Here is a 23,699-nt window from a genome sequence, read left to right as displayed (position 1 = left end):
TTTAAATTTTAGTTTTACTTTATTTCTTTTAGAACACTTTCAAAACTACTGATTAGATATTCTATATTTTCTTCTGTAATGATCAGTGGGGGTTGGAAAGCTAGTACATTTCGACCAAAACCATTCTTCCCTATCATAATTCCTCTGTCTTTCATTTTTTCTAAAATGATATCTGTTTTATCACTAGCTTCACTGCCATCTATTTCTCTTAACTCAGCCCCAATCATTAATCCTTTCCCTCGTACTTCTTTAATTAGTGGGAATTTTTTTTTTAATATTACTAGTTTATTTTTTAATATACTTCCCATTTTTTCAGCATGACTAATTAATTGATGTTTTTCAATATAATCAAGTACTGCAATTGCTGTTTTTGATGACACAGCATTTCCTCCTAATGTTGATGCTGAAGGTTTTGTAAACACATTAGCTATTTCATCAGTTGAACAAAATGCGCTTATTGGAATCCCATTTCCTAATGCTTTGGCAACCACCATTATATCAGGAACAACATCAAAATGTTCAATCGCAAACATTTTACCTGTACGAGCAAATCCTGTTTGTACTTCATCTACAATCATTAATACATGATATTTTTTACATAATTTCTTAACTTCCTTAAAATACCACTTAGGAGGAATAATAATTCCACCATTACCTTGAATCGGTTCAGCGATAAATCCAGCGATTTTATCTCCTCTACTTTCCAATAAATGTCTAATTTCTTGCAGTGATATCTTAGCAGCTTCTTCAATGTCTAAATTTATATCCCATGGTCTTTTTACCATATGAAAATTATTTTCATCTAAAAATGGATCACCTCTCCACATCGAAATACCCGTTACATTTGTTGTTAAAAATGTTCTACCATGTAATCCACCTTCTAGATAGATAAACTCTTTCTTTTGAGTGTATAGACGAGCTAATAACATAGCCCCTTCATTAGCCTCACTTCCAGAGTTACAAAAGAAACTTCTCTTAATGTCTCCTGGCATTACTTCAGCTAATTTTTCAGCTAAATCATACATTGGTTGAGTTAAATAAATGGTTGTTGTATGTTGTAAAGTTTGTAATTGTTCGATTGTCACTTTTGTTATTTCTGGGTTACAATGACCACAATTAGCAACAGAAACTCCTCCAAAAAAATCAAGATAAGGATTGTTTTTCTCATCATAATAATACTGCATTAATGCTTTTACTATTTGTGGTGGGTTTTGATAAAAATGATAGGAACATGGCATATAATAAGCCTTTTTCTTTTCAATTATTTTCTTTGCACCAATATTATCCAATTATTTCACCTCATGATAGAGTGCACCTAATGTGTACCCATAATAATTTGGTTTTAAGCGTTTTGACGCTTCTTCTACTGTGATATCTTTACTTAAATACTTTGAATATACATCTAAAATACAATCCATCTGATTTAATGTATAAGTCTGTGCTTCAATTCTGACACAATCTAAACCAATTGTTGCTAAATTATCCATTATTTTAATTAAGTTGATTTCTTTTGTATTATGTAGATGATTACGACCTCTATCATCTTTATAAATAGGATATTCTCCTGCCTCATTTTTTAACACTAATATTTGATTATCAACATAAAGATTATTTTCCTTACCTATTATATCAAAAGCTAATGTATTCTCATATAAATCGTGTTCTAGGTGCATAACATCTATTAACCCATGAACAATTAATTCAGTCTTTATGGGTGATTTATTAATGGTTGCACATAGATCATTAATAGGCATTTCAATAGATAAAGCACTCTGTTTCAAATCATATTTATTATAAAATTTTAATGCTAAATCATTATATATATTAAATGCATAATCTCCATATAAATCATAACCAAATGATTTAAAAAATGATAAAGCACCAATATTTGTGACACTAATTCCATCAAGATTAAATTGATTATACTTTAATAAATGATGATACCTTTCGAAATCTAACTCGTCAAAAATTTTAGGTGTACCTAATAATATTTTTGAATTTCCTTTATTTTTACAAATCATGTTTATATCATCAACACACCATGGTTTATCAGGTTGATATACATTACCTGATAAGTAGATAATATCTACTTTTTTCTGAATACATAACAATGCTTGCTTTATATTATTAACTTTTACAGATAATTTTAATTGCTTAGGTTTTTTAGGATAATGATTAATTATACCTTTAATTTCTTTAATTTTAACTTCATTAATCTCTTTTTCAACAGTCGGTTTTGAAAACATTTTACCGGTACTATAAAATTTTCCTGTTCCTTCATATCGCGTATTAATATTATCTAAACCAGGTTTTGATAATGCATAACAAGTCGATAAATCTCTTTTTCTCATCTTATACATTTCCTCTTTATCCTGATAACGATCAAAATGAAGTGGATCTTTAATATATCTATCTAATGCATCACCATACCAATTTACTAATTTTACAATAAAATCCTTTTCTCTCATTCGACCTTCAATCTTAAATGAGGTAACACCAGCTTCTATCATCTCAGGTAAATGCTCATACATATACATATCTTTAGACGCTAGCGGAAATTTAGGATCATGAACATTTCCATCTTTTTTAACTTGATACCACCATCTACATGGTTTTAAACATCTACCACGGTTACTACTCATACCAAATAATAATGAACTATAATAACATTGAGACCCATGAACAGTACACATATCTCCATGTGTAAAGTATTCAAATTCCATATGAGGTACTTTTGTTTTAAAATAACGTACAGTGTTTAAAGAAAAATCTCGTGATACAACAATACGTTTTACTCCAATTTTATCAAGTGCTTTTACAGTTTCTAAATTATGAACATTCATCATAACAGATGAATGTATTTCTAGCGATAATTTCATTTCCTTTATGAGTTCTATAATTGCCATATCTTGAACAATAATTGCATCAGGCTTAGCCACTTTATCTAAAAAGGTTAAGTATGATTTTGCAGCATCTATATCTTCTTGACCATTTAGATTATTAATGGTTACATATGCTTTCTTATCATATTGATGAGCTATCTTTATCGCTTCTATTACTTCACTATCAATTAAATTATAACCTGGTCTTATCATTCTCATATTTAATATTCGACCACCAAAATAAACAGCATCACATTTGGTTTTAATAATTTCTTTAAATATTTCAAAAGTTCCAGCAGGAGCTAATAACTCTACAAGTTTGTTGTTAAAATATCGTGCCATTTGTTTACCTCCATCAAAAACTTATTATATTATATCATATCTTGGCACAAAAAAAGTTCAGATCTTCTGAACTTTTTTTATGGTAACTTGACAAAAAATAAAATCCCATTAGAATATTATGAAAAGTAAAGTTATATAAAATATTATTCAATAATTCTGATTATGTTATCTTTTCTTTACAAAATTTTGGTCATTTTACTAATTATTCAACTATTTCGTACAATAATAAAAACACAATATAACAATAAAATGAATGCAGCTATTTTACCTACGGTATATGATTTTTCATAGTTCACTTCAATGTGATGTTTTCTAGTACCTAGCGATTTAACATCTTCTTCCCACTCATCAATATTTTTTTGTGTTCTAAGCAAAAAATACCATACTTTTCGTGGTAGTAATAAATAAATCAGTGATATCCCTCCAAAAACCCAGCCAAAAAGTAATGTTTCATGAAAATCCTTTGCTAAAAATTGGACTAAAAACATAAAAAATCCTCCCTTTTAATAATATGAGTAAAATCTACCTAACATACCTTTATATTATTATATTATCTTGTTATAATTTATCACATTTTGTCTTAAATAAGTTATTTCATTAACTACTTCATCTTAAACGCTATTGGATTTCTTCAAAAACAACAGCATGAAATACCCTAACTAAGTATGATTGATTACTTGATAATTCTAATGTAAGATTGGTGATTATTAACATTTATAGTAAAAATCTCATGGAACACAACAAAAAGTTAGTATGAAAAAACCAATTTTCCTTTATATAAAATGATAATTTGGGTTAAATATGTTTACAGTTGCAAAACTCAGGTAATATTGATATATAAAAAAGTCCAGATTTTTTATGTATCTGGACTAATTTCTAGGTAGTTCAATGTAAAATTCAACCCCATCTTTTTTATTTACCACACCATAATTTCCATGATGTAACTCAACAATAGATTTAACAATCGCCAATCCTATTCCTGTTCCAATATGATTTTTGTTATTCTCTAATTTATAAAACAAACTCCAAATATTGTTTATTTCTTTCTTGTCTATTCTCTCACCATTATTAAAAATTCTTAATATAACATGGTTTTCATCATCATTTATCGAAATCTTAATGATTCCATTTTCTTCTACATGTTTTACCGCATTACTTATTAAATTATTTATAATTTGTTCAACACGATGTTTATCTGCATTAATTATTGACGACTGAATACCATCGAATTGAAAATGTATTTGTTTATCACTTATTGCTTCATTAAATTTATTTTTTGTTATATTTATTAATTCCACAATATCAAAATCAGTTTTATTTAACATGAAATTTCCAGATTCATATAACGATAAATTTAATAAATCATTTACAAACCGACCCATTTTTTTGCTTTCTTCTATGATAACATCACAATATTCATCCATATCTTCTTGTGATTTAACGACGTGATGTTTCATCCCCTCAGCATAACCTTGGATGATTGTAATAGGCGTTTTAAATTCATGTGAGACTGTTGAAAAAAATTTAACACGTTTTCTGTCTAATTCTTTTTCTTTCTCTAAATCTTCTTTTAAGGACTCATTTCTTTCATTAAGTTCTTTTAATGCTATATTTAATCTTTCAGATATTAAGTTCATATTTTGTGCAAGTTGTCCAATTTCATCATGATTTGTTATTGATATTTTATCATCTAATTTAAGATTAGCTATATCATTTGCGTAATGACTTATTTTAATAATTGGTTTAGTAACTTCATTACCAATAACATAAATGACAATAGATCCTATTATAAATACTAAAACCCCTGTAATTTGTATAAAACCAATCATAATCTGGCTTATTTCCTCTATTGAGTGTAATGCTTTATCAATAATGATGAAGCGACCATTTCCCATATTGTACATGTAAACTAATTGGTTTACATTTAATAATTTTAAATTAATAATTCTTGATGCAGATTCATTTTCATTTACATAAGACAAATAATTTGTTACATAAGTTGGCAAGGTTGAACTTTCATTCTTACATAAAAATAATGAACTACAAGCAGTAACAGTACCATTATCATAAACCACGATACCAATATCATTTTTACTAGATATACTATTTAATTGTTCTATATCAACATTATTTAGTTCCAGATAGGGCTTGTACTCATTATAGACTTTTCTAATCAATATTTTGTTAGCTGAAATAACTATATCATCTAGAAACAATTTTGATAAAGCTAATAAAGATAATTCTGAAACGAGTAAAATGATTAAAAATGTTAGAAAAAATCTCTTCTTTATTGATGATTTCATTATTTCACCTCAAATTTATATCCATAGCCTCTTATCGTAATTATACTATTTCCTTCATTTTTAAGTTTATATCTTAATTGTTTGACATGTGTATCAACCGTTCGTGTATCTCCATAATAATCATAACCCCAAACATTATTTAATATCTGTTCTCGAGATAAAGTATTATTTTTATTATTTATTAGAAATAATAATAATTCGTATTCCTTTGGAGTTAGATTAATCGTTTCTTCATTTACTTTTACATAATGCTCATTAACATTAATTTCTAAGCCATTAACACAATGTGATTTTATCGTATTATTCCTTTTTAACATAGCATTTACTCTAGCGATAAAAACAGAATATTCAAATGGTTTTGAAATATAATCATCACCACCAGATTCAAATCCTTCTAATTCATTTTGGACATTACCTAATGCAGTCAAAAAAATTATAGGGATATCCGATTCTTTTCTAATTATTTTTGCCACATCATATCCATTTTTCCTAGGCATCATAACATCTAAAATAATTAAATCTATGTGATGATTATCATAAAATTTATCAATTGCATCTTCACCATCAATTGCTTCAATGACTTCATAGTTTTCATTAATTAAATAATCGCTAATTAATCGTCTAATATGTCTTTCATCATCGCATACTAAAATTTTAGTTTTCAAATGAGTATCCCTCCTTCTTTAATGGTGTTTTCCATTTCCTTTATTATCTTCTTTTCCATTCATTTTATCTTTAATTCTTTCTTTTATTTCATCTCGTTTTTTTTGTGCTTCCTCTTGTCTTTTCTCGGCTTCTTCTCTTATTTTATCTATTTGTTCCTGTGATTTTCCTTTCTCATTCCCTGCATGTTGTTTTTCTTTTTCTGCCTTTCTATTTTGATTTAATGTCTTATGATACTCTTTTAAATCATTAATTAACTGTTCTTTATCTATATCTAATTCCGTCTTTAATTTCTCAAAATCAATTTTCTTTTCAACTTTTTTACTGGTAGGGTCATCTTGTAAAAATATATCTAAATCTAAAATATCGGATATACTCATATCTGATAGCATTGCTAAAGCCTTAATCCTTACCATATCATGTTTTTTAATATTATTTTCTCTTAAACTATTCATCTCTTCTTCTGTTAAATCTTCACACATCGCTGTTAAATAAGTTTGTACTTTTAATTCTTTAACTTTATCCTTTACTTCTTCGTTAATCTTGTCCTTTATTTTTTCATTTAACATCTCTTCTTTTGAAGTCACATCTTCAATGGCAATTTGTAGCTTTTCCTTTTTATTTTTATTTATTTTACCTTCAGAAATTAAATTGGTTAACATATCATTTGCCTTATTTAAATTTACCCCATAATCATCATATAATTTATCAACCCATTCATGTTTTTTCTCAGGGTTCATTTCATTTAGCTCTGCCAGTCGTTCTTGAGAAAATTTAATATGCTTTTCAATTTTCTTTTCATCACTAAAAGTTACTTTTAATGAAACATTCTCAAAAAATCGATCTAGAAAATAGAAAAAATCTCCAGGTACTAATCCTGCATCGATCAATTGATTATCACTGTCATTATCTGTATTTGTTGTTGTAGCTTTCGTGGATAATCCTATTATAAGGAAAAGACTAAATATAATACAAAAACTTAATCTTTTCATAATAACATCTCCTTATCTTTATACTTATTATATTGTATTAAAATCATGTGATGTTTTTGTGATTAATACCAATATATTAATTTATTTTGTATACTATATACACACTAAGGTAACATCGATTATTATGTACTTGTTACATAATCTACTTTTTATATGTCTCTGAGGATAGATGCTTTAAATAATTCTCTATTTGATTTTAAAATCTATTGAGTGAAAGTTTTCATAATATCTTGCAGATTCTGCTTTAAATATTAACACACAATAATCATCATCTCTTATTCCTTTAGGGTAGTATAATTCATCGCCATCTCTCCAAATCATCTCTTTCGCTTTTAAATCACTAACTACTTCCATTCTACCTTTAAACATAATTCCCTTAAATTTTGAATGATCATAAAAATATATGGATGCTTTCTGATTTTCTTTAAATTGTTTAACTCTGATAGATGAGGTATTTGTGGAAAAATAGAACCTTTTTATTCCATCTCTTTTACGTGGTGGAAGCATGGCTTTTGTATTAGGATAACCCTCAGAATCAACTGAACTAATCATTGAAACTTGACAATTATCAATGATTTCTTCTACCAGCTTATTAATTTCCATTTTCATCACATTCTTTGATTAAAGAAATAATAATAATGATTAAAATAATTAAAAAGGAAGCAAACATGATTGTAAATCCAATTTCTTTTTTCTGCAAGAAATAACCTGGACTCATAATCAATGTGTATAATAACATCCCTGATGCTAAGAAATATATAGTTTTCGCTCTCTTTTTTCTCAACCACATCATTATACCAGCTAAAATTAATACTATCGCGGTTAATATTTCTGCTAATACATGCATACCCAACTCAACTGGTTTCGTATTTATTTCAGGAATACTACTTGATAAATAAAAAACTATCCACATCCCAATCATAGAAATCCCCATAAAAATTGCATAAATAGATGCTACTTTTTTCATAAACTCTTCTCTCCTTTTATTTTTTAATTAATATACTACCTAATAAAAATACTGCAAAAATCAAACATAAAACACCTAACACCATATGTCCAGTAACTGCATCTTTAAATGCATCTTTTCCATAATGAATCGCAAATCCACATCCAGTCGTAATGATTAATAAAATAATCATAATAATTAATAAAACCATTGATAATTTTGACAAATTTTCCTCCCCTTATTTTGAGTTTCAATATTCTATATTTTGTCACAACCTACTACCTATAATTTACTGATGTTCTTATATGTTATGATTAACCAAATAAAAAATCAGAATTTATTAATTCGTTTATATAATTTAGATAATGATAATTTATAAATCTACCTTCAGTTACCATCCTTTTTATTTGATCATAGGTTACCCACTTAGCCTCAGCTACTTCTTCATATTGTAATTTTAGATCTTTCAAATCAATATTTTGTTTAACTAACCATATATCATCAAAACCACATGAAAATCGATGAGTAAATAGAACTTGTCCTTTATTAATATCCAAATCTACTCCTATTTCTTCTTTTACCTCACGAATAGCAGCTTGTTCACTATTATCCCCTACTATAGCTGAACCTGCTGCAGAACAATCCCACATATTAGGCATGGTTTTCCAAGGTTGTCTCTTTTGTATTAAGTACTCTCTCTGATCATTAACAATCCACACATGTACCACTAAATGATAGTCTCCTTCATTTAATGGAATCCCTCGTTTATGTGTTCGTCCTGTTTTTTGTCTATGTTTATTATATACATCCCATAGTTCCATTTAATAGCTCCTTAACAAATTATATTATTAAAAAGAAGACCAATTTAAGAAATCTTAAATTGGTACCTCCTCTTATTTTATAACTTTTTCTATTATTTTTAATATGACTTCAACTGCTTTTTCCATTGAATCAATTGGAACATATTCATATTTACCATGAAAATTATGTCCACCAGTAAAAATATTTGGTGTTAACAATCCCATATATGAAAGTCTAGCACCGTCAGTTCCGCCACGAATCGGAATTATTTTAGGCTCTACACCAACATCCATCATTGCTTCTTTTGCTGTGTCAATAATGTACATTGCGTTTTCAAATTTCTCTTTCATATTATAATATTGATCTTTTAACGTTAGTTTGACGATTGGTTCAGCATACTTTTCATTTATCCTACTAACAACTTCTTTTACAAAAGTTTTACGGTTTTCAAAACTATCCTTGTCAAAATCACGGATAATATATTCTAGCGTTGCTTTTTCTTCATTCCCTTGTATTTGTGATAAATGATAAAATCCCTCATAACCTTCCGTTTTCTCAGGCACTTCATCTTTTGGAAACATTGAAGCGATTTGAGCTGCGATTAGTGAAGCATTAATCATTTTATTTTTAGCATCACCTGGATGAACACTTTTCCCTTGAATATTGATCTTTGCACTTGCTGCATTAAAGTTTTCGTACTGTAATTCACCAATCACACCACCATCAACCGTATAAGCAAAATCAGCATTGAATAATTTAACATCGAATTTATCTGCTCCTCGACCAATTTCTTCATCTGGTGTAAATCCAATCTTTATTGTTCCATGCTTAATATCATGAGTTAATAAATATTCAACCGCAGTAATAATCTCAGAAGCACCAGCTTTATCATCACTACCTAATAAAGTCGTACCATCTGTAACAATCAATTCTTTGCCAACATATTGCTTTAAATTAGGAAACTCCTTATTTGATAGAGTAATATTTAATTCCTTATTCAATACAATATCTTCATTATCATATTTAACAATTCTCGGTTTTATGTCTTTTCCAGATATAGCTGGGCTTGTATCCATATGAGCTATAAAACCTACTGTTGGAACTTCCTTATCTATATTGCTTGGAATCGTTGCATAAATATAACCAAATTCATCTAATGCAACTTCTTTTATTCCTAAGTTCTTTAATTCATCTACAATATATTTTGCTAATTCAATTTGCCCTTTTGAACTTGGGCAATCCATAGAATCTTCATTTGCAGTCGTATCAAACTTAACATAATTTAAAAATCTTTCTTCAACCTTCATTATTCCTCCTAAGTATTTTTTATTAATATTGTTTTTACAACTATTGACATTTTTATTATATCATTAATTAAATCATTTATTAAGTAAAAATCTCCAAGAATACACTCTTGGAGATTTTAATTTATTTTTTGTTCTTCAATATTTTAGCAAGGACTGTTTCCATATATTTGTCAACTTCTTTGAAATTCATATTTGGTATATAATACTCTTCTAGTTTATCATGAAGACTTTTTGCTTTGTTTATATAATGTAATGCTTTATAGAGCAAGACTTCAAATAGTTCTTTATCTTCATTAATTTCATCATTATAATCATTAAGAGTATCTTTATTTAATAAATTCAATAAATTTATTTTCTTATTATATTCAAAATCAAAGTTATTATATTTATTATCCACAGAGATTGAAAGGTTTAATTCAGGAATTAAGATATCTTCTATTTTTTCTACCTTAATTGGAGAGTGATAACACTCTAGATATAACCCTTTTTTAATTGCTTCTTTTACAATTTCATTCATAAGCTCTTCACTTGATGCTCCAACTGATTCTTTAATAATATATCTTGTCTCATAGTTACATATTAAAGTATCTCGAAATTCTGTAATCCCAATAGGGGTTAATGCATATCCAAATAAATGGCGATCTTTTCCAAGTTTGTGTTTTATTGGGATATTATGAAACAATTCAGAAATTAATTTAGCCTTTACCACATTATATACATTTTGATCAAAAGCCTTCTTCTCTGTTATCTCGTAGGTATTATATACTTCTTTAGCTGCTTTTAAATATTGATAAGCTTTATCAAATTGTCTTTTGATATCTTCGTTTGTGTTAATCACATCATGTTTATGTTGTTTCATACCCTCTTCATTCCAAAATTGACCTAAATTCAAGATTTCATCTACAGCACCAGGATTTTGAGGATCAACTATATGAGGGCTAGTTCCGTCGATTAATGCAATTTTTAAAGATGGAATAACAAGCGCATCTAATGAATTTGGATCTGATGAACAATGATGATATTCAACAAAATAATTTAAATCTGTCATTTTTTTTCCTATTTTTTTCATAAATGAAGATTTTCCCACACCAGGTCCACCTTTAAGACAATAAATATGATTAGCTTCTTCTTGAGGAAGTATATAATCATAAAATGAATAAAACCCTTGAGTTGTATTACCACCTGGAAAAACATGTTTTACTTTACAAATATTATTCATATTATCCTCCTTTTTTTATCCGTTAATATTATATTGTCTTTACTAGACAAAAATACTAATTAATTTATTATATGTAACTAAAAAAAACATAAACACATATCATATATCGAAAAAATAATGAAGGCGGTGCTTCAAGAAATGATGAATCATGTCTATAGGCAATCACGAGATAATAAATATAGTCCTAAACTAGCTCAAGCTTATGTACCTTATCAACAATATCACAATTTATATAATGTTAATGAGGCTTTATATAAAGGTACAATATTTAAAGATTTATATCAAGAATATAAATCACCATATCCATTTAAATCATAGGAGGATGGAATAGGTTATGGAAAATATGTTAACTAAAGAAGAGTTAAATAAAAAAATACAAGAATTAAGTTTTTCTGCTGTTGATTTAAATTTATTTTTAAATACACATCCGAATGATCCACAAGCATTAAAGGATTATAGTTATGTTTCTAAGTCATTACAACAATTAAGACAATTATATAATGAAAAGTATGGACCATTTTTTAACTTTGGTGAATCTCCTTTTAGTGGTAACTATTGGAATTGGGTAGCTGAAGATGACAAATGGCCATGGGAAGGAGACATGGAGGTATAATATGTGGGTATATGAAAAGAAATTACAATTTCCAGTTAATATCAGAAAACCAAACTTGAAATTAGCGAATGCGATATCAACTCAATTTGGGGGTCCAAATGGCGAATTAGGAGCAGCGATTCGTTATTTAACACAACGAATTAATATGCCAACAAGTAAATCTAAAGCTGTATTAAATGATATTGGTACAGAAGAACTAGCTCATCTAGAAATGATACAATCTATCATTTTTCAACTATCTAGAGATGCAACGCCTGAAGAATTTAAGGAAGCAGGCCTTCAAGGTTATTATGCTGTCTGGGATAATCACATTTTCCCACAAAGCCCGTCAGGAGAAGCTTTTACAACTGCTTCTATGAGTAATACTAGTGACCCTGTTGCTAACTTACATGAAAATTTAGCAGCAGAATCAAAAGCAAGAGCTACCTACGAACAAATACTAAATCTAACAGATGACCCAGATGTCACAAAACCAATTAATTTTCTAAGAGTTAGAGAAGTAATTCATTTTCAAAGATTTGGAGAAACATTAGATGATATACAATTACATCAATCCATGAGAAATCAATTTGTTGTTAAAAAAGATACTAGTTTATAATGATTTTTTCATTATAAACTTTTTTTATTTGCTTAATAACGTTCTGATATTTCCCATTATTTCAACTCCTGAATTTTGACTTATCCCTTGAAATAAAATCATTTCTTTATATAAATCAATTAATTCAACTCTAACCTCACTGATAATACTTTCCCTCACGTCACGATTCATTTTTCCATCACTTGGTCCTTTAATTGTCATAAAATCAGATGCTTTACATCTTGTTTCAATAGACAATTGATAATTATCTTTTTTGAAGGTAATATTAACATTGTTTTGATCAAATTCTAAATCCATCTTACTACGATTGATTGATGTAAATTTATATACTTTATTATTAAAGCGAAACGCAGTCAAAAAACCATTAAAATGATAACGCCCGAGAGGAACACGTCCCATTGACATAGATAAAGCAGCATTTTCATCAAAAAAATTATTTGCTTGAACCCAGATATAATTTTCAGGAAAATTTGATCCCCAATTTTTTTCAATATATATCTTACCACCAGAAAAATCAATCTCTTCATGATTAATCATCAGCTTACCAACAAGTTTTCCATCTAAGCAACAAACTTGACTGTAACATTCCATAAACCATAGATAATTATAAAAACCCATACTACCTGGATTAATTAATGAATCTGGCCATTTAATGACATCGACTATTTTTAACGATCCGACAACTTGTAACCTTTCATCATAGTGACTTAATCTAATTTCTTTCAATGAAAATAAATTATTATTAATTTCAATACTAAAAGGTTTATGTTGAGATTTAAAATTACCTTTAGTAAATTTTAAATAATAAAATTTATGATTCTTACCATCTAATACCTGAATAAAAGAATGTCCCTCACCCAATATTTTACCTTTTATAATACCTGGAATAAACGCGAAAGAATATTTATTTTCTTTATCAGTAATTTTATAATACCATCCCTCGAAAAAGTTTTTCTTCTTCTTTTCACCATGATATAAATCTGGATTTACTATTTTTTTAAACATAATTTTCCTCCAAGTTAACTATCTATTTATATCTTATTTAAATTTGTGATTATTAATGATAATATTAAAAAAAGAATCACAGGAAATGATTCTTTTATTTATACTATTAATAAAAAAAACTGTAAATGTGACACATTTACAGTTTTTACCCTAATTATTATTTGAATTTTCTAGACCATGTCGGATAAATTTAATTAATTCTATCGATGCTTTTTTGAAATCTTCTATTTCTATGATATCAGCAATTTCAACCACATGTGTCATTAAGTAATAAACCATATTTTTCTGAAACTCAATTGATATATCTTGTCGAATTTCACCTTTTTGATAAGCTTTATCAATAATAGCATCGAAAAAGTCTACTCTTTGATCACCAAAATGTTCAACAATCTTTTGATAAATTAGATTATTTTTTTCTTTCATATAACTTTCTGCAAATTTATTAATTTGTGGATTTTGAGTCGCAAATTCTAAGGCAAATTCAATTAATTTTTCAAATATGGTAAAGAAATCTTGATTAAATAATTCCATTGTTAATCTATCTTGAAAAAATTTCTGTTTATCTTCTGCCATAAAGGTCAATAGATAAAAATAAAGATCTTCTTTATTTTTAAAATGATAATAAAATGTTCCTTTACTAATCCCTGCTGCTTTTAAAATATTATTTAATGATGCTTTCTCATACCCATTATTTCCAAACTCTTCTATAGCTGCATCGATTAATTCCTGTTTTTTCTCAAAATTTTTCTTATGATCTTCCATGATGTAATCACCTCTACTGTATGAAATTATCACTGTCATTTATTATAACATCTATATGTTAAAAAATAAATGATTAGTAGGATAAATTACTTATCCCTAAATGATTAATTTACTTGCATTTTTTTTGAGAAAATTTGATAGACGATAATGTTTAGAACAATTACGTAGATTAATCCTATTAAGTAATATTGGGTATAAGATAGTAATAGACTATCATTTCTAACAATACTACTAATTGCTTTTGCTGGCCAAAATCCAGGTGCTAGAGAAAAGATAAATTCTTTAGCATCAGTAAAATAGAGAGCAATTATAGGAAAAATAATAATTGTTCCAGTCCCTTTCATTACTGCAAAACCTTCAATTTTATTATGCGCTAAGGCATTAATTATTAATCCGCTAACCGGAGTTGCTAAAGCTGATAAAAATGATAATGCAATAATTTCACCAAAGGTGAATGAACCTATATTAGAAAACCACATAACAATTATGCAACCAATAAAAGCTAATAGCGTCCCAACAATTAGTCTAAATGAGATAAATTGATGAACACTTAATGGTGTTATACGTATAGATGTTAATACTTTATCATCCCGATCATCTAAGATGGAAAAGCCAATTAAAGCACCATATATTAATGGAGTTATTAAAATTAGTACACTGACTAAATAGTCTGCTATTGGATCAACTTCAAAGTGACTTGTTTTAGCGATAGCTGGTATCACAAACCGTCCAATGATACATAATATTAGTGGATAGATTAACATAACTTTCATCATTGAGTCTCTAAACCATTTCTTTAGTTCACTTTTTAAAAAACTTTTATACATGTTATACACCACTTTCCTTTATCGCAAATTTATCAAATCTTTTTGATACAAAAATGAAAATCAAAATCGAAGCTATGATCATGTAGGCAAGGGATATAACCACTTCCCAAGACTTTAATGTAGTGTTTGATGCTACCTGTAATAAATTCATAGAAGCTTTTGTAGGAACAAAATACAATAATTTTGATATTATATCTGATTTAATAATTGATAATTGTTCTAGTAATACAGGAACACCTAAAACAAAAATATATTTCATCATTGCTATTAACATATTTGTAAAGTCTTTAGAATAGTAAGTTAAGATAAAACCAATTAATGAATGAAATATCGCTATAAGAACAACCGCTCCTATTAACCCCAAAATATTAACGTGAATTTCTTTAACTAATATAGAATAGATATAAAGGACAATTAATGTAAATAAATTTGAACTAATATTTGCGAATGTTTTAGCTAAAATGTATTGATTTTTATTTATTGGTGAAACAAATAATGATTTCAATACACCTTCTTGTTTTTCAAAAAACATCGTAACCCCAATCATTAGCATCGACATAGTTGTTGCATCAACAAATATGAAGATTGGAAACAAATGTGTAACATCTTTTTGACCACTAAATTGAAGAACACCAATCCATATAAGTACTGTAAGAAAACTTGCTGCAACAATATTGTATTTTTTCATTCTTTGTAATTCACCTTTTAACAATACAATAAAATTATTCATGATGTTTCACTCCTGTTACTTTGATGAAAATATCATCTAAGGTTGTTTCTTTACTGTGAATTGTGATAATTTTATTATTTTTAATCACATTTATAAAATCATTGTTTAATCCTATATTATCTAACTCGTATTGATTTTTTATAACTTTTTCATTTTGTTCATACTCTACTTCTACTTCACGCTTCCCATGTTTTAATTTTAAATTTTTCGGGGTATCAATTTCTGCTATTACTCCATCTGCTAAGAAAGCAACACGGTCACACAATTCATCAACATCATTCATAAGATGTGTTGTTAATAACACAGTTCCTCCATTAGCTTTATATTCTCTTATTATGTCTTTGATAACTTTAGCGTTTTTAGGATCTAATCCATTTGTTGGTTCATCTAGGAATAAAATTTTAGGATTATTAATTAGTGCACGTACAAAATTTAATCTTGATTTCATTCCTTTTGAAAATTCATTCACTTGTTTTTTTCTGTGTTCATATAATCCAACTCTTTTTAATAATTCATCAATATCAGCATGACTTCGATATAATTTTTGAAAAAAGTGTAAATTTTCTTCCGCTGTCAATTTTGAAAAGTGAACAGGCATTTCAAATCCAACACCAATTTCTTGATAAAAATCTTTTTTATATGTATCTAGATTTTTACCTTTGTACTTGACTACACCAGAATAATTGGTTAATAACTTTGTTAAAATCTTCTGAGTAGTACTTTTACCTACACCACTAGGACCTAATAAACCAAATATTTCACCTGGTTTAATCTCAAAACTAATTCCTTTAATTGTATTCTGTTTGTTTTTTGGATATTTAAATGTTAAATTCTCAACATTAAACATTTTTACATTCCTCCCCAATTAATAGACTTATCGGTCTAGACCATATGGTCTAGACTACGTAGTCTATTATATGTCACATATTTATCTTTGTCAACTTTTTTTAATCATTTTTTTTAAAAATTTTAATTACATGCTATAATAAACTTATAATACGAGGTGAAAACATGAAAAAAATAATCTTTATTGGCGGTACAATGGGCGTTGGAAAAACAACAACTAGTAAGGCACTTCATAACATCCTTCAACCCTCAATTTGGTTAGATGGTGATTGGTGTTGGCAAATGAATCCATGGAACTTTGATGAATCAAATAAACAAATGGTAATTAAAAATATATGCTATTTATTAAATAACTATCTTCAAAATGATAATTTTCGATACATCATCTTCTCGTGGGTTATGCATAAGCAAGAAATCATAAATGAAATATTAAACAATCTCAATTTACAAGCGACACAACAATATCATATTTCTTTAGTATGTAGTAAAGAAACTTTAGAAAAACGAATGAAAAACGATAACAGAGATGTAGATAGCATAAATACCAGTCTTAATAGACTCTCCATGTATCAACAGTTAGACACAACAAAAATAAATACTGATAATCAAGGTGTGGATGGTGTAGCCAATCAAATTAAAAAGATGATAATATAAAAAAAGTGGAATGTTTCCACTTTTTTTTGTTATTTATTCTACAAATAGTTCTGATGCTTCTTTAAATAAATTTTTAATTTGATTATCTAATAAAAAGTAATAAAATCGTTGATCTCTTCTTTTAAAATCAACTATATTAATTTCTTGTAATTTACTTAAATGATAAGAGATGGTTGCTGTACTAAAATTTAATTTTTCAGCCAACTCATTTACATAATATGGCCTTTCTGATAATAAATGGATTATTTCTAAACGACTCTTATCAGATATCGTCTTCAAAAAGTTAAAGATTTTTTCTTTTTGAGGTATAGTTATATCCTTTAAATGTGAGTTTGCACCAAGAATAATCACTTCTTCACCAAATTGTTTAGGCCAATACTCATACCCAATATTCCAGAAAAAACTGATGTGAATACACACTTTATTCCCAAACACTTCTAAATCTGTATTAAAACAATCTTTACAAAATTGTTCGGGATCACGATTAAAGCGATCTTCATATTTTGTTTTTTTCTTTATTACTAATTTTAGTATATCTTCTTCATATGTTTTGTATATCTTTTGATATATATTGTTAAGAAGTAAACAATATCGTTGTTTAGTTTCTTCAAGATTTTCTAGACATTCAATAATTTTTACTTTCGTATCTTCAAATTGATAGGTTGTGTTTTTTATAATTTCTATCATCTCAGAAATACTATTCACTTCTTTTTCTACTTTTTTAAAATTTATCCTAGACTTATTAATGTACATATGGCATAAAAATATAGCTTTGGCGAATATTATAGAATCACTATTTTCTATAATTCGGATTAATTCTTCTACTTTTTTTATAGGTGAATGATTAAGAATATATTTCATATAAATCATTCTACCCATACTATACAGTGTAAATTCTCCCATATTGAAAAAATAGTTTAATTCCCATTTCATATATAATGTGAGTTTCTTTTTCATTTTTTCAATGTATTTATCAACTAAACAATCAAATTTTATATTATCTTCTTCTAAGAATTTATAAAAATTATTTTGTCCATAAAGAGCTACTAATACATTTTGAAATTCAATTGCTTGATTAACATCAAGCTTAAAGTCCTTGTTCAAGTGTTTCATTTTTACTCCTTAGACAAGAAGGTTATTCACCTGAATAACCTTCTACATTTTTAATTTCCTGCAACCGTAACATCATTTATTACCATGTGTTTTGGTCCTAAATATTCATTAATAGATATTTTTTCTGAAGATAAATACATTTCACCATGTTTATCTTTTATATTTCCAGAAATAGAACCACCAGATACTGGTATGATTTCATTACCATCATAATACCAACCTAATCTGATTTCACCACCAAAATAACCTGTAAAATCATCTAATTGGAAACTAGAAAAAGATACTACTTCTAAATAAGGATCTTTCTTTAATTCCTTAATTGATTTTTTACCACACATTACTTCCATATTACGAATAACTCCAGTTGGCTTTAAATCTAAATAATAAGAATATCTTTGATTACCCCATAAACTTTTTATTATTCCATCTTTAATAATATTAACTTCTTTTAATATTACACCATCATTATCAAAAACTGCTGAGTGTATCGATCCACTTAAACAAGGTTTTAGTGTTATCGATAGTTTGTCACCTTTAATTTCATCACCTTGAATACTTTCACCTATTTTAGCTGTTGAAAACTTCTCATAAACATATCCTGTAGCAGATTGGTTGTAGTAGTACTCCATCATTTGTTTTACTGATTCTCCTGATAAAATCACTCGATGTTTTCCTAAAGCAGGTGTTGATTTTGAAATTGCTCTAGCTCTACTCATTTCTAGCATCTCTTTAACTTCCTGAGTTAACTTCTCACTATCCATATCACCAAAATCAATATGTTGGAATAATTCTATTTCTTCTTTTTCTTCTTTCCAATTGGTAATAAACTCAACTGTTCCTAAATATTTTTCAGATGAATAATCAATTCCACATGAATTTACTAGTCGTGTTTTCAGTTTAGTGATAAATATTTCAGTTGAATTAATTGATCCTTTTTCATAAACATCCACTTTAAAAATAGCTTCCACTATTGCAGATAAATATTCTTCAATTGGTTTTTCTTTAAAATTACTTTCAATCACTTCTAATTTTTCTTCACTTGGTTTTACAAGTGGATAATAAAGCACCTTGGCAAATTGAGAAGCATAAGCAGCATTATTAATTGCTTGAATGATTTCTTCTTCAGTCATCGTAGGATGTAATTTAGTTACAGAGCTTCCCTTATATTCAACACCATCTATATCAAAGTCTTTATATACAGTTAACCGAATATTATGTATGTTTTTTGCTCGGTTCATTTCTAAATCTCGTCTAATATAATACAATTCATATGATTTTTGATTAGTTTCTTCTAATTTCCATCCATTTATACTTTCACTATTATTTAAAATTTCTATTAATCGATCTAACCTCATCCTAATCTCACCCTCGCTTTAATGTATGGACCCCCATCTGAAGCCTTAACCAATTCTTTATGACCTTTTCCACATACTCCTGTTCCAAACAACTCCACTTTTTCTGACATCATAGAAATTGATTTTAATAAATCTGGTACATATCCAGTCATAATAACTGGTGATACGTATTTTCCAGTTAATTTCCCATCTTTTATTTCTTCACCCATCATAGCAACACACTGAATACCCCAGTTTTTAGGATCTTCCATTCCACTCATCATTCCAGTAATTAAATAACCAAATTCAATGGATTTTATCATATCTTCTAACTTATCTTTTCCACCATCAAAAAAAGTATTTGTCATTCTTGAATAAGCTTTTCTATGGTATGATTGTCTTTTACCATTTCCACTAGGCTTTTTATTTAATCTTAATGCAGAAATTACATCTGAAATTCCTGTCTTTAATATCCCCCTGTCAATAACAACTGTATCCTGTGCTAATACACCTTCATCATCAAATGCATAAGATGAAACATCTTCTGCACTAGCTGCACCGTCATGCATTGTTACAAGTTCTGATGCTACAGGTTTTTCAATATATTCAACGGCTTTCGCTCTGTTCTTAACAAACATATCCATTTCTACACCATGTCCAAAAGCTTCATGAGCAATTAACCCTGTAATATCAGGTTCACAAATAATATCGTAGACACCTGGTGTTACTTTTTCAGCATCTAATAACGCTAAAGATTTATTAACTACTTCTTCATAATTTGACTCTAATTGATCCAATAATTCCATTGGATTTAAACTAGAGAATCCTTCATAGAAGTATTTGTTTTCCTGACCTTTTCTAGCGATCGGTGCTAATACAGCATTTCCCCATGTATAAGATTGTTCAAGATTCTTTCTGTTTGAAATATATATTTTCGAAATATTTACTTGTTCAAATCCTACAATAACATTTACCAATAGATCAGATTTTTTAAATGCATTGTCCTTGATTGAATTTAACTTATCCACAATTAATTGATGATCTAATTTTTCGGTTTCAATATCTTTGTTTTTAATAAATGAACCAACGACTTCTTCTTCTTCTAAAAGTGGATATTTAATTAATTTTACATACGGACTTCTTTTTACATTTTCAGAAACTTTAGTTTTAAGAATTATTTCTTTTTCAATAGTATCCAATTTCTCAACTGAAATTTTATTAAATGCATACTCACTATACATTTCATTTTGATAAACTCTTACTAAAAATCCTCTCTCTGTCCACATCGAATCTTCAATTGATGTTCCACTACGATTTACACGAAAATTTTTTCCGTTTGTATCTACACCAAGAACAGATACAAATTCAAACTTTTTTGACAGTCTGTCAACTAATTCTTTCACAACATTTTTTTGTTGTGTTAAATATTTAGATGTCATTGCCAACTTAATACACCACCTATTCTTAATTTATTTTTAAAAACCTGTCATACAGATTGGTTTTTCAGAGAATGCAAATAATTTATTGATTTTTTCTAAATAACTAATATCTGAAATATCGGCTAATGAGTAATCATATAGGGATTTAAAACTTACAACCCCCATGATTAATGATGAAAACTCAGCTATATTCATCGATATCTCTACATCAAATTCTTTTTCATTTGTAACTTGTGCATAACCATCAATGAATTCAATATACAGTGATTTATTATTTTCTTCCACAAAATTATCATGTATAGATAATTTTAACAAGCAAGATACATGATTAAAGTTAAACTCTTTTAAATCCATAAATAAACCTTTTGTATCAATCACCCGATACATTAATCCTACACCCTGCGTATTTGTTTCATGGTAGACAGGAGGAATGATTTGATTAGAATCATTCATTGGATTCTGTAAGATATGATATAGTGACTCTTCTTGGGTATTAATGAAAACATGTCTTATCTGATCAAGCTGAGAATACAAAAATGAAAACATACCTTTTAACGCATCTCTAGTGTTATAAACTAATCTGTGAATAACCATATCATTTTGTAAAAAATTACTTTTATCTGGTTTAAAACTAAAAAACATAAATCCTTCTAATTTTTGATTAATTTTATAACCAACCACCTTTAAATTAGGATTTTTAAACATATTCTCTGATTCACGTTCTTTCAGTTCAATCATTCCATGATGATTATAAACATAATAATTATAACAATCGATAATATTCTTTTTATCACTTTCATCTAAGAAACAAACATTTTTTCTTAAAGAACTTTTTGGAAAACTTCCTGGTTCAAGCCTATATTGATTCATTTTCGTTCCATATCCAAATCCCATATTCATGTAAAAATCAGGACGAAAAGGATACAGTAAAGCAAGATTCGCATTTCTATCTTTATAATGTCTTAAATAAGCTTCAACTAATTCTTTGGCGACTTTTTCTTTTTTATGTAAAAATTCAACCGCTACTGAACCTAATCCACCTACATTCATTATTTTGTTGTGAAAATTCATTTTAAAATCATGTAATAACATCCCCCCAAGTAGCTGTCCTTCACGATATAAACCATAAAAATTTTCACTTGAAGAATCATTTTGAATTTTAGTAAAATAGCTTACCCTCTTTTCTATCTCTTCATTAGTATTAATTAACATCCCAGGATATGCATTGCTATAAAGCATTACAAAATTCTTTATATCTTCTGATGGAATTTTCTTAACAACACTCATATTTAATCCCCCTTTCTTTTGATTTATCGTTATTTAGATATCTATCTAAACAAGTAATAATTATTGTATATAAATCAAATACATTTAGATACACATCTAAACACAGTATATTATGACATTTACCTATTGTCAATGATTTTTTCAAATATAAATGATTAGTTTCTTTTTGTCTATGTTTTTGTTTAATATATTATGGATGTATTTATCATTATTAGGTAATATAAAAACAATATTAAAAAAAAATCCTCTTTTTACAGAGGATTAAATACTATCAACCATTTTATTATGAGTTATATTAAACACAAATTCATAGCACTTTTTATATCTAATTATAATCATTATCAATTATTTTAATAAATTCATCAATTCATGTAATTCTTCAGGTGTTAAATACCGCCACTCTCCTATTTTTAAATTACCAAGGTGAATATTCATGATTCTTACTCTTTGTAGTTTTACAACTTTATAATTAAATACTTGGCACATACGCCTGATTTGTCTATTTAAACCTTGTGTAATTATTATTTTGAATATTCGATCATTTAATTTACTTACTTTACATGGTTTTGTTGTTGTTCCTAGAATTCTTACTCCTTTTGACATGTTTATTATGAATTCATCAGTAATTTTTTTATTGACTGTTACGATATATTCTTTTTCATGATTGTTTTCAGCACGTAAGATTTCATTAACAATGTCTCCATTATTAGTCATTAAAATAAGCCCTTCTGAATCTTTATCTAATCGCCCAATATGAAATATCCTTTCTTTATGATTAATGAAGTCAACAATATTCCCCTCTATTGAACGATCTGTTGTACTTGTTATACCAACTGGCTTATTTAAGGCTATGTAAATAGATCTATCTTTTCGCTCAATTATCTTACCATCTACTTCTATTCTATCATTTTCAGAGACTTGACTCCCAATTTCCGCAATTTGTCCATTAATTTTTACCCTCTTGTTTTCTATTAATCTATCTGCTTCTCTTCTAGAACAAATACCAGATTCACTAATGTATTTATTTATTCGCATT

Annotated in this window: 26 protein-coding genes; 4 read left to right on the top strand and 22 right to left on the bottom strand. The window is 27.7% G+C overall.

Annotated elements, in window-relative coordinates; all coding sequences use genetic code 11:
- Window positions 1-14: 14 nt before the first annotated feature.
- The 12 genes from KHQ81_14070 to KHQ81_14015 all read right to left on the bottom strand — a co-directional run bounded on the left by KHQ81_14070 (window position 15) and on the right by KHQ81_14015 (window position 11,455).
- The gene (locus KHQ81_14070) at window positions 15-1,238 is read right to left on the bottom strand and encodes an aspartate aminotransferase family protein (protein QVK19655.1); all 1,224 of its coding nucleotides are present in this window, start codon (window positions 1,236-1,238) and stop codon (window positions 15-17) included.
- A gap of 51 nt (window positions 1,239-1,289) precedes the next feature.
- Window positions 1,290-3,224 (bottom strand): U32 family peptidase, encoded by a 1,935-nt coding sequence (locus KHQ81_14065; protein ID QVK17933.1) that lies wholly within the window; start codon window positions 3,222-3,224, stop codon window positions 1,290-1,292.
- Window positions 3,225-3,430: 206 nt separating this feature from the next.
- A complete protein-coding gene (locus tag KHQ81_14060; GenBank protein QVK17932.1) occupies window positions 3,431-3,712 on the bottom strand; it encodes a hypothetical protein in 282 nt (93 codons plus the stop codon).
- A 381-nt stretch (window positions 3,713-4,093) separates the two neighbouring features.
- Complete coding sequence (locus KHQ81_14055; GenBank protein ID QVK17931.1) at window positions 4,094-5,527, bottom strand: HAMP domain-containing histidine kinase; 1,434 nt, start codon at window positions 5,525-5,527, stop codon at window positions 4,094-4,096.
- Window positions 5,527-6,192, bottom strand: a complete 666-nt coding sequence (locus KHQ81_14050; protein QVK17930.1) for a response regulator transcription factor — start codon at window positions 6,190-6,192, stop codon at window positions 5,527-5,529. The genes KHQ81_14055 and KHQ81_14050 overlap by 1 nt, the downstream gene beginning before the upstream one ends.
- 18 nt (window positions 6,193-6,210) lie before the next feature.
- Window positions 6,211-7,182: a hypothetical protein gene (locus KHQ81_14045; protein ID QVK17929.1), complete on the bottom strand. Its 972-nt coding sequence runs from the start codon at window positions 7,180-7,182 to the stop codon at window positions 6,211-6,213.
- A 186-nt stretch (window positions 7,183-7,368) separates the two neighbouring features.
- A complete protein-coding gene (locus KHQ81_14040; protein ID QVK17928.1) occupies window positions 7,369-7,791 on the bottom strand; it encodes a pyridoxamine 5'-phosphate oxidase family protein in 423 nt (140 codons plus the stop codon).
- A complete protein-coding gene (locus KHQ81_14035; protein QVK17927.1) occupies window positions 7,775-8,149 on the bottom strand; it encodes a hypothetical protein in 375 nt (124 codons plus the stop codon). The genes KHQ81_14040 and KHQ81_14035 overlap by 17 nt, the downstream gene beginning before the upstream one ends.
- Before the next feature lie 16 nt (window positions 8,150-8,165).
- Window positions 8,166-8,354 (bottom strand): hypothetical protein, encoded by a 189-nt coding sequence (locus KHQ81_14030; GenBank protein ID QVK17926.1) that lies wholly within the window; start codon window positions 8,352-8,354, stop codon window positions 8,166-8,168.
- A gap of 88 nt (window positions 8,355-8,442) precedes the next feature.
- Window positions 8,443-8,949: an NUDIX domain-containing protein gene (locus tag KHQ81_14025; protein ID QVK17925.1), complete on the bottom strand. Its 507-nt coding sequence runs from the start codon at window positions 8,947-8,949 to the stop codon at window positions 8,443-8,445.
- Between the two features lie 72 nt (window positions 8,950-9,021).
- Complete coding sequence (gene pepT / locus KHQ81_14020) at window positions 9,022-10,239, bottom strand: peptidase T (GenBank protein ID QVK19654.1); 1,218 nt, start codon at window positions 10,237-10,239, stop codon at window positions 9,022-9,024.
- A 118-nt stretch (window positions 10,240-10,357) separates the two neighbouring features.
- Complete coding sequence (locus KHQ81_14015; GenBank protein ID QVK17924.1) at window positions 10,358-11,455, bottom strand: ATPase; 1,098 nt, start codon at window positions 11,453-11,455, stop codon at window positions 10,358-10,360.
- Between the two features lie 141 nt (window positions 11,456-11,596).
- Here KHQ81_14015 and KHQ81_14010 point away from each other — a divergent pair, with 141 nt between their 5' ends.
- Genes KHQ81_14010 through KHQ81_14000 form a run of 3 tightly spaced genes read left to right on the top strand, consistent with a single transcriptional unit; the run spans window position 11,597 to window position 12,666 of the window.
- On the top strand, window positions 11,597-11,773 hold the full coding sequence (locus tag KHQ81_14010; GenBank protein ID QVK19653.1) for a spore coat associated protein CotJA: 177 nt from the start codon (window positions 11,597-11,599) through the stop codon (window positions 11,771-11,773).
- Between the two features lie 25 nt (window positions 11,774-11,798).
- Window positions 11,799-12,068 carry a spore coat protein CotJB gene (locus tag KHQ81_14005; protein ID QVK19652.1) on the top strand — a complete coding sequence of 90 codons (270 nt, stop codon included), beginning with the start codon at window positions 11,799-11,801 and terminating at the stop codon, window positions 12,066-12,068.
- A gap of 1 nt (window position 12,069) precedes the next feature.
- Window positions 12,070-12,666: a manganese catalase family protein gene (locus KHQ81_14000; GenBank protein ID QVK17923.1), complete on the top strand. Its 597-nt coding sequence runs from the start codon at window positions 12,070-12,072 to the stop codon at window positions 12,664-12,666.
- 24 nt (window positions 12,667-12,690) lie between these two features.
- Here the strand turns inward: KHQ81_14000 and KHQ81_13995 are convergent, their stop codons facing one another.
- From KHQ81_13995 to KHQ81_13975, 5 genes are all read right to left on the bottom strand, one after another.
- The gene (locus tag KHQ81_13995) at window positions 12,691-13,671 is read right to left on the bottom strand and encodes a hypothetical protein (GenBank protein QVK17922.1); all 981 of its coding nucleotides are present in this window, start codon (window positions 13,669-13,671) and stop codon (window positions 12,691-12,693) included.
- Window positions 13,672-13,821: 150 nt separating this feature from the next.
- Window positions 13,822-14,433 carry a TetR/AcrR family transcriptional regulator gene (locus tag KHQ81_13990; protein ID QVK17921.1) on the bottom strand — a complete coding sequence of 204 codons (612 nt, stop codon included), beginning with the start codon at window positions 14,431-14,433 and terminating at the stop codon, window positions 13,822-13,824.
- A 104-nt stretch (window positions 14,434-14,537) separates the two neighbouring features.
- A complete protein-coding gene (locus KHQ81_13985) occupies window positions 14,538-15,260 on the bottom strand; it encodes an ABC transporter permease (protein QVK17920.1) in 723 nt (240 codons plus the stop codon).
- Window position 15,261: 1 nt separating this feature from the next.
- Window positions 15,262-15,990, bottom strand: a complete 729-nt coding sequence (locus KHQ81_13980; GenBank protein QVK17919.1) for an ABC transporter permease — start codon at window positions 15,988-15,990, stop codon at window positions 15,262-15,264.
- On the bottom strand, window positions 15,983-16,837 hold the full coding sequence (locus KHQ81_13975) for an ABC transporter ATP-binding protein (protein ID QVK17918.1): 855 nt from the start codon (window positions 16,835-16,837) through the stop codon (window positions 15,983-15,985). Before KHQ81_13975 ends, KHQ81_13980 begins: the two co-directional genes overlap by 8 nt.
- Window positions 16,838-17,001: 164 nt before the next feature.
- Between KHQ81_13975 and KHQ81_13970 the strand changes: the two genes are divergently transcribed.
- Entirely contained in the window at window positions 17,002-17,490 is a 489-nt protein-coding gene (locus tag KHQ81_13970; GenBank protein QVK17917.1) for an AAA family ATPase, read from the top strand.
- A 33-nt stretch (window positions 17,491-17,523) separates the two neighbouring features.
- On the opposite strand, the gene KHQ81_13965 is transcribed toward KHQ81_13970, so the two are convergent.
- The 5 genes from KHQ81_13965 to rluF form a co-directional block, all read right to left on the bottom strand.
- The gene (locus KHQ81_13965; protein ID QVK17916.1) at window positions 17,524-18,603 is read right to left on the bottom strand and encodes a winged helix-turn-helix transcriptional regulator; all 1,080 of its coding nucleotides are present in this window, start codon (window positions 18,601-18,603) and stop codon (window positions 17,524-17,526) included.
- 50 nt (window positions 18,604-18,653) lie between these two features.
- Window positions 18,654-19,958: a TldD/PmbA family protein gene (locus KHQ81_13960; GenBank protein QVK17915.1), complete on the bottom strand. Its 1,305-nt coding sequence runs from the start codon at window positions 19,956-19,958 to the stop codon at window positions 18,654-18,656.
- Window positions 19,955-21,388, bottom strand: coding sequence for a TldD/PmbA family protein (locus KHQ81_13955; GenBank protein ID QVK19651.1), 1,434 nt, complete (start codon window positions 21,386-21,388; stop codon window positions 19,955-19,957). The genes KHQ81_13960 and KHQ81_13955 overlap by 4 nt, the downstream gene beginning before the upstream one ends.
- 24 nt (window positions 21,389-21,412) lie before the next feature.
- Window positions 21,413-22,663: a GNAT family N-acetyltransferase gene (locus tag KHQ81_13950; GenBank protein QVK17914.1), complete on the bottom strand. Its 1,251-nt coding sequence runs from the start codon at window positions 22,661-22,663 to the stop codon at window positions 21,413-21,415.
- A 345-nt stretch (window positions 22,664-23,008) separates the two neighbouring features.
- Window positions 23,009-23,698 (bottom strand): 23S rRNA pseudouridine(2604) synthase RluF, encoded by a 690-nt coding sequence (gene rluF / locus KHQ81_13945; protein ID QVK17913.1) that lies wholly within the window; start codon window positions 23,696-23,698, stop codon window positions 23,009-23,011.
- Between the last annotated feature and the right edge of the window lies 1 nt (window position 23,699).

It is taken from the genome of Mycoplasmatota bacterium (assembly GCA_018394295.1).
In the GTDB taxonomy this organism is placed as follows: Bacteria; Bacillota_I; Bacilli_A; order Haloplasmatales; family Haloplasmataceae; genus JAENYC01.
This window is presented reverse-complemented; position numbering and strand designations above follow the sequence as displayed.